The organism is Variovorax sp. 3319 (assembly GCF_031456585.1).
Lineage (GTDB): Bacteria > Pseudomonadota > Gammaproteobacteria > Burkholderiales > Burkholderiaceae_C > Variovorax > Variovorax paradoxus_P.
The window spans coordinates 1-7,679 of the sequence record NZ_JAVDUZ010000027.1; the positions used below are offsets into that span (position 1 = coordinate 1).

Genomic DNA, 7,679 nt, shown 5'->3' on the forward strand with positions numbered 1-7,679 from the left:
CAGCATGTTGGTGCTGGAGACCCAGCCGTAGTCGGGGCGCAGGTTGCAGCAGGTGTAGCCGGTGATGGGCTGGGTCAGCTTGGTGGCGCAGCCGGCGAGCAGCGTGCTAGCGGCGAGCACCAGCGCGAGATGGATATTCCGAATGGAATGAATGTGTGACAGCTTCATTGATTATTTTTTGGATCAGCACCGGGTTGGATGCAATTAAGCAGGCTAGTTGTGCTCCGCCCCTTAAATTTTGAATCCATCCTTCTTTGAAAGTCCTTCCGAAAAATTCTGCTGCGCGTCCTTCAAGGCTGCCACAAGATCATTCAAAGGAATTTTTGCTTGAAATTTTTCACTTGTACCGAATAATTCGATATTCAAACGATCAATGCCCTCTTCTTGATCAATTCGAGCAACAGGCTCCCCGTCCAACAATACCTCCAGCGTCAACAGTTCATACTCTTGGGGTGCGCTCGAATAAACGGTCTCCAATTTCCCAAATTTCATGAATTTATTTCCATTTTATTTGCTTTAATCTCATCCAGCCCAATTAAAAACTCTTGAAAATGAAATTCAAGCGCTCGCCAAAGAAGATTCAATTTGATCCAAGTGTCGAAATTTTCGCCTCATTGGGAGTAGATGATCCGGCACTGTCATCTACTGCCATCATGCTCTTAATCGATGTTATTTGCTCCTGACGCAAGCCGTGGACTCTGATGCCAAGCAAGGAATTTCCATTAATATAAAATTTCTCTTGACCACAAGCAATCGATCGTTCTGCGGTATTTAGTAATTCGTCAAACCGCAATTCAATGAAATCGATGCCAAAGCCGACAGAGAAAAGCATAGGTAGATCACAATACTGAGTGCCGATACTCCCGGAGAAAACCACGTTGTTGAGAGTCAATACCGGTAAACCCTCTCTCTCAGCCATAGAATCAAAAGCCTTCGGCTCGTGAATAGCGTCAAAAGAAAGTAATGTGAATTCGCGAAGGACATTAACTTCGAGACCCAGCGTCAACTCCAAGAAGGAGGAGGGCAATCCCCCAAGCCTTACATCTCTCACACCGCCAAGCGTAGATCATAGCTACGAAAACTTAACAACACATAATCTTCGATTTCGATAAAAGCTGGGCGTGGCGTTAGATCTACGCCAGATATCAAAATGGCCATAGGAATTTAATTGCAACTCAATCTGATCTCATTTCTTGAATTTTTTTCAACTGCTCTCGAGTAAGGCAAAAAACCCTGATGCCCACCAATGAGTCTCCATTCAGAAAAAACTTTACCGGACCAAATACGGATGCTCGATCGGCGGCAAACAACATGCCGAAATCGATTTCAACGCAATCAGTACCGACGGCAACGGAGAATGCCATCGGCAAATCAATGCACTGCGTTGCCCAAGGCCCTTCGAAATGAGCTTCATTAACGTTCAATATCGGCAGACCCACCTCTTCTCTCAAAGCAAAAGCCGGCAGCAATTCGTGTGTCGTACCAAAACGCAGCAGCGTGATACCGCGCAAAGTATTAGAATCGAGGCCGAGCTTTAGTTCTAAAAAATTCGATGAGAGATCTCCCAGCCGAACATCTCTGACGCCGCCGAGTCCGAAGGCATAACTCCGAAAGCTCAAAGGCACATAGTCATCAACGTCGATACGAACTACAGGTTGCACCGTTATATCGATTCCCGAGATAGCAAGCTTCGTCATTAGGGTTGTCTTGGTAATGCGTGAACTAAGGCCGGCAATTTCGCTCCAGGCCTCGGGGGCCGAAAACTCAACTCCCATCCTCCCACGATGACAGTTCTTGTGTAGTTGATGCCACCGTTTGCAATGACCGACTCGACGGCCGTATGTAAACTTGTCAATTCAGCTTGTGTAGCTAATCCTATTTGTTCTGGGCTAGCGCCACGCTTAGCCATACCGCTAGCCAGTTCAAAGATATGCTCAGTTGCATTTCCTGCAACCCATACGCCACCCCCACCTGCCTGCAACTCGAATGAGCGCGGCACCGATGTACCTGGCCAAACATCCTGGGTCGCCTTGATCGAATCCCACACCGTACCAGTCCCGCGGCCAACTGCGAAACCGGCTCTCGTCAACGAAGCGACTCCGACGGTCGTCGTCAGCGCGTCCACCAATGCCCGCCCTTGCACCTCGGGGTCGTCACTCTTCAGGCCCAGAGCGATGTTCGTCGGCAATAGGGCGATGCCCTTGAGAATGGCAATGGCGGTCTCTGAGCCTCCATTTTCCGAGAGGCTGTTGATCAACTCTACAGGCACCGTTGCCGGCGACATCAAGAGCGCGATCAGGCCTTGTTCTAGTTCCGGTCTTGGATCGGGTGCATAACTGGGCTGTTTCAAGCGCGGCCAGCCCCTCCTGCGTCGTTGAGGAGACCCCTAGCGCTGAGTCAGCAGGCCCATCAAAAGACCTCTTTTCTTAATAGTAGAAATTCGTGAGGTATTTTATTGGCAATTGCAGAAAAATCATCCGGCGCGGCAATATAGAGAAGGGTCGGATACTGCGAAAATTGACGCTCCAGAGCCTCTCCGTCAATCTGATCCGTGTTTTTTTTGATCTCCAAAAGCAACTGACTGACGCTTCCATATAAGAAGTAATTTCCCCAATAGGAGCTATTCCGCTCTTCGAAATGCACTTGGAAGGCAGATTCTATTTTTAATTTCGCAGACTGAATCCCATTGGCGTAACCATACATGAGGTAATTCATCATTTTCAATTTTTTCCTGGAAGAATTATGCTGGGCGCCCGTTGAACGGCTGATGCTGGATTTTGGTAGATCATGAAATTCACTTCGCGCCCCGTTTGGTGGCGCAATTGTGCGGCCATATCACTGAGTCCAAGTGCTTGCAAGTCCCGCGCACTTAATGGTCCAGTGCGCGTGCCGCCCGAACGGATGCCAATTCCGAGTTCTTGTGCGCGAGCAAACAATGATGGCCCCGCTAGTGCGACGTCAAAATCACTAATCCGACCAACTCCGAAAGCTTGCCCTGAGCTGTAGCTCACTCCTGTTACGGCACTACCTTGAAGAATAGGCTCTGCGTCTCTGAATCCTGCAGAAGTGAGACTCGAACGCACGTTTCGCCCAAAGATCGAAAAATCGGCGGCGCTTGCGAAACCACTCGGCACTACTGCACCATTCAACGTCCAAGCGCCCAAACCGGCTCGAGTTAATGCGGCAGCTCCTGCAGTCGTCGTCAGAGCATCAACCAATGCCCTTCCTTGCACCTCTGGGTTGTCACTCTTTAAGCCCAGAGCGATGTTCGTCGGCAATAGGGCGACGCCTTTGAGGATGGCAATGGCTGTTTCTGAACCTCCATTTTCCGAGAGGCTGTTGATCAACTCTACGGGCACCGTTACCGGCGACATCAAGAGAGCGATCAGGCCGCTTGTCACCCCTTTGTAGAGAGTGCCGTTGTTTCCCGCTTCACGGGCGGCATCGAGTTGGTTCAAGGCCTGGACGATTCCACACGCGTTTGCATTCGCCGCAGGACTGCTGCTACAAGCTTGCGCGGCTTGGCGCCTGAGTTCCGCCTCTTTGGGCTGGAGCCAGTTGTTCGCTGCTGCGTTGGCACCCGCGCCGGCTGCAACGTTGATGCCGTTCGCATCCTGGCCCGTGATCGCAGCTGCGATACCAGCCATCATGTTTGCGAACTGTACGGTCTGATTGCCGCCAACGGCATTGGGATCGATGAACTGAGCCGCAAGGTGGCCGACGACAGCGCCCAGCGCTCCGGCGGCGCATCCTTCCCCTGCAGTACCACCGCCCCTTGCTGCGCCGACTGCACAGCCAGCGACCGCATGCGCCACTTCCGCGGTAAATGCATTGAGCGACGCTTCACCTTGAGGGCCATTCTGACCAATCCAGTTCGCGCTTTGCGCGGCAACTGTGTCCAGAATTGCGCCTTTTAATCCTTCCCTTAGGTTGTCTTCAAAGCTGCCGCCATTGATCGCTGTGCCGATCACTGCCCTTGCAGCGCCTGCCGTTAGGTTCTGCTGCAGTTGTGCCATGAAGCCCTGCCCGCCACCGCCCACCGTTGGCAGCCCAGACGGATTCATGCTGAGCCCGCTCAGCACGCCGCCCGTGACGATGGCCGTCAGCAGGTTGTGCACATTCGCGCTGCTGCCGAGGTCGTGCAGCGCCCCGCCGATGTCGCCCTGGTTGTTGATGAGCGCTATGGATGCTTGCGTCGCAAGCGTCGTGAGGCCGGCTGTAACGGCTCCGCTGACGAAGGTTCCGACGCCTGCCCCAACGGTGCTGCCGGCTGCGAAGACAGAGCCTTCGATGACAACGCCCTGACCAACGGCCATCGCGGCAGTGTCGCCCGCTGCTCCGCCTGCGGCTGCGCCCAGTTCGGAAGCCGCCCCTGCCGTGAAGTACGCCACCACGATCGTCACGATCGCCGCCCCCTCCGGCGTCAGGCCCTGCTGGTCGTGGTCCCACTTCTTGTGCGCCTCTTCCACGCGCTGCCAATCGATCTTGTCGCTAAGCTTCGGATCGTTGGTGATCTGCTCCACCCAGCCCATGCCGGGCTGCTTGCCCAGTGCCTCGACGCTGTCGAGCGCCCCCAGCCCGGCCTGCACGCGGTTCGCATTCACTGTGAGAGTGCCCGCGTTGAACTGGTTGTAATTGGTGGTCTGGTCGCTCTGTCCCTTGTCCTTGAACTTTTGATAGGCGAGGTCGCGGCCCTGGCTGGTGACCTGTGTGCTGTGCTCGGTGGTCTGGGTACCGAGGATCAGGTTGTCAGCGCTCAGGGTCAGCGTGCCAGGCGTGTTGACCGTGGTGCCGGCCATCGCCAGCGTCCCGACGGCTTCGATCGACACATTCGCCCCGTTGAGGGTGGTGCGCGTCAGTGTGCTGTCGCCGACCTTGGTTTCGGTGGTCTTGCGTGCATTGATGCCCGTGCTCGGGTCGTGCCAGAGGATCTGGCCCGGTTCGATGCCCTTGGTGCGAAAGCCCGTCGATCCTGTGACCGAGCTGCTGTTGGTCGCGGCCTGCACGACGACATTGCTGCCCCTGATATTGATGTCCTTGGCCGCATCGACTTGCACGCCCTGCAGGAAGACGTTGTTGCCTCCTTGGAGCAACACGCCGCCCTGGCTGCTGCTGATCTTGCTCGCCGAGGCGGTGTCCGAGTGGATCTCGGCGCCGATGGTGCTGCTCTTGCCATAGGGCAGTGCAGGAATAATCGGATTGCCGGTGAGCAAGCCGGCCATGCCGCCAATGCCGCGCTTGTCCTTGTCGAGCTCGGCGCTGGCGCTCTGCGAGTTACGTCCCTCGAACACCGTCAAGTCTCTTCCCGCGCTGATCGCAACCCCCTGGGTGCCAGTAACGCTCGAGCCTTCGATGGTGATGTCTCTCCCGGCGCCCATGAGCACGGTTCCGCCCGAGAGGCTGCTGCCCACGCTGGTGCTGCCGTCGAAGCTCCCCGAGAATTTGTTGTCGGTGCGACTGAAGCTGCCCTTATCAGACCATTGCGCAGAGTAGCTGCCGGCCGCGGTGGCCTGTCCCGCCGTGACGTTGATGTCCCTGTCGGCGCGCACGCTGAGCAGGCCCTCGCCCGCATCCACGGTGGCTTGTCGCGCATTGATATCGCGGCCGGCCGACAGCAGCGTGGTGCCGTCGGTGGCAATCGTGCTGCCGAACGTTGCGGAGCTTGCCGTCGCCAGGGACGTGGTGGCGCCGATACCAATGGAGCCACGCCGTTCGGTGACGATGCCCAGATTGATATCGTTCCTGGCCGAAATGGATGTGTAGCCGCCCGCACCCTGGTTGGAGATGATCCCGCCGATGAGGTTGACATCGTGCCCCGCGCTGGCCACCAACGTGCCGCCCGGGTTCGTCACATAGAGGCCCGCGACGCGGTCGACATTCGTGTTGAATCCGTTCGTCTGCGTGGTGGTGCGCACATTGATGTCGCGCCCGGCCTCGATCTTCAGGCTGTCGCGGGCATCGATGGTTCCGCCGATGTTGTTCACATCGGTGATGGCCTTCAGGTCCACGCTTCCGCCGCTGATGCGTCCGCCCAGGTTGTGGATGTTGTCGGTGTCGATCTTCACCAGGCTGCGTCCCGCGATGGTGCCGGTATTGACGAGGTCGCCGCTGCCCTTGATCTTGACCGTCTCGGCACTGAGCACAGCGCCGTTGCCATTGATGTCGCCAGGCCGCACCCGAACATAGACCTGCGGGACCAGAACCTTTTGGGTGCTGCCGTCCGGCAAGGTCACCGTCTGCTCCACCAGCCACACGATGTCGCTCGTCAACTGGGCCATCTGGGCCGCACTCAGGCCGACGCCAGGGCGCAGACCGTATTCCTTGGCGAAGGTCACGCCGGCATTCATCAGCGCGGTGTACTGGTCTTCGTCGTTGTTGAACCCGTCCAGGTAGCGGTAGCCCGTGAGCTGCGCCACCTGTTCGCGGATGAGCTTCTGCTCGTAGAAGCCATCGCCCAGGCGCTTGAGGATGCTGTTCGGGTCTTGGCCGAGGCTGTTCAGCAGGTAGTCGCTGCTGAGCCACTGGCGGTAGTTCGCGAACCGCGGATCGGTCTCGATCAGGTAGCGGCCCGGACCCGCATGGATGTTGAACAGGCTGGCATTGGGAACGCTCGTGTTCGGGACGCTGGTGCGCACGACCATGGGAACGGCCTGGGCGCCTGCGCCCGCGGTCCCGCCGGCCGCGCTTGCTGCGGTGCCCGAAGTTTGCGCCACGCCGCCAACGTTTGACGCCACTTCCACGATGCTGGCTTGGCCCTTGCCGCCCACTGCGCCAGCGCCACCCGCGCTGCCCGTGGCGCCGCCCACGGGCGCAACGCCGGCGTTGTAGCCCTGCGTGGCATTGAGATGCTCTTGCGGCTGGTAGTCCGTGAGCTTGTAGGTGGCGGTCGTCGTCGTCGGAAGGATGTAGATCGGAGCTTCCGGAGCTTCGCCGGGGCGATTGGGGTTGTACCCAATCCATATGGCGCTCACGGTGGTATCGCGCTTGCCCGGTGTCGCCTGGTTGTCCACGTCGGGCGCATCCAGCTCGCCACCCGCCATGATGTGGCTGTCGCGGTTGTAGACATGACCGTTGAGGCGCATGTTGCCGCCAGCGACGATGCGCGCTGGATCGGCCGTCCCCGCAACGACCGAGTCTTCCGTAACCGTGACGTTGGTGATCGCGTTGGTCCAGCCTTTGCCAATGACGCTGACGGTCCCGTCGGCCGCGCGGTGATAGACCAGCCGCGTGCCGGGGTCGCCCCACGTATCGTCAGGACTCCAAGATTTGCCGTCCATCGTGATGACGCTGGGAGTCAGCACTGTGCTGCTGGTGGTTGCCACCTTCAGGTGCGTATCGACGTTGTTGATGCTGCCCATGGCAACGGACATGTCGCCCAGTGCTTCGATGCTGGCGCTCTGGTTGTTGAGCGTGCCGCCTTTGCCGGTGACATAGCGATTGGCATCCAGCGCCCCGCCGATGAACATGTCGCCGGCGCTGAAGAGCAATGCGTGCTCGCGGTTGTTGATGGTGCCCGCGCCGATGTCCAGGGTGTCGCGCGCCGCGATGGTGCCGGCCTTGGTCAGGCCGTTGACCGTCTCGGCGTCGTTGTTGAGCGTGCCCGCGGCAATGGAAATCGCATCGCCGTAGATGCGGCCGGTGCCGATGTTGTTCAGCGTGCCCGCGTCGATCTGCGTGGC

6 protein-coding genes are annotated in these 7,679 nt (G+C 57.8%); all 6 read right to left on the reverse strand.

The window, feature by feature from the left end; genetic code table 11:
- Window positions 1-231 precede the first annotated feature (231 nt).
- Window positions 232-492, reverse strand: coding sequence for a hypothetical protein (locus J2X67_RS27565; RefSeq protein ID WP_309958180.1), 261 nt, complete (start codon window positions 490-492; stop codon window positions 232-234).
- A gap of 88 nt (window positions 493-580) precedes the next feature.
- A complete protein-coding gene (locus J2X67_RS27570) occupies window positions 581-1,027 on the reverse strand; it encodes a hypothetical protein (protein ID WP_309958182.1) in 447 nt (148 codons plus the stop codon).
- Window positions 1,028-1,175: 148 nt separating this feature from the next.
- A complete protein-coding gene (locus J2X67_RS27575; protein WP_309958184.1) occupies window positions 1,176-1,697 on the reverse strand; it encodes a hypothetical protein in 522 nt (173 codons plus the stop codon).
- Window positions 1,697-2,350, reverse strand: coding sequence for a hypothetical protein (locus tag J2X67_RS27580; RefSeq protein ID WP_309958186.1), 654 nt, complete (start codon window positions 2,348-2,350; stop codon window positions 1,697-1,699). Before J2X67_RS27580 ends, J2X67_RS27575 begins: the two co-directional genes overlap by 1 nt.
- Before the next feature lie 59 nt (window positions 2,351-2,409).
- Complete coding sequence (locus J2X67_RS27585; RefSeq protein WP_309958188.1) at window positions 2,410-2,718, reverse strand: hypothetical protein; 309 nt, start codon at window positions 2,716-2,718, stop codon at window positions 2,410-2,412.
- 2 nt (window positions 2,719-2,720) lie between these two features.
- Window positions 2,721-7,679 (reverse strand): DUF637 domain-containing protein (locus J2X67_RS27590; RefSeq protein WP_309958190.1); only part of this gene is annotated, 4,959 nt, incomplete at its 5' end.

What these genes read in the sequence shown, in the direction of transcription:
- J2X67_RS27565 (WP_309958180.1), bottom strand. Translation starts at nt 492, where the DNA reads ATGAAATTTGGGAAATTGGAGACCGTTTATTCGAGCGCACCCCAAGAG.
- J2X67_RS27585 (WP_309958188.1), bottom strand. Translation starts at nt 2,718, where the DNA reads ATGATGAATTACCTCATGTATGGTTACGCCAATGGGATTCAGTCTGCG.
- J2X67_RS27575 (WP_309958184.1), bottom strand. Translation starts at nt 1,697, where the DNA reads ATGACGAAGCTTGCTATCTCGGGAATCGATATAACGGTGCAACCTGTA.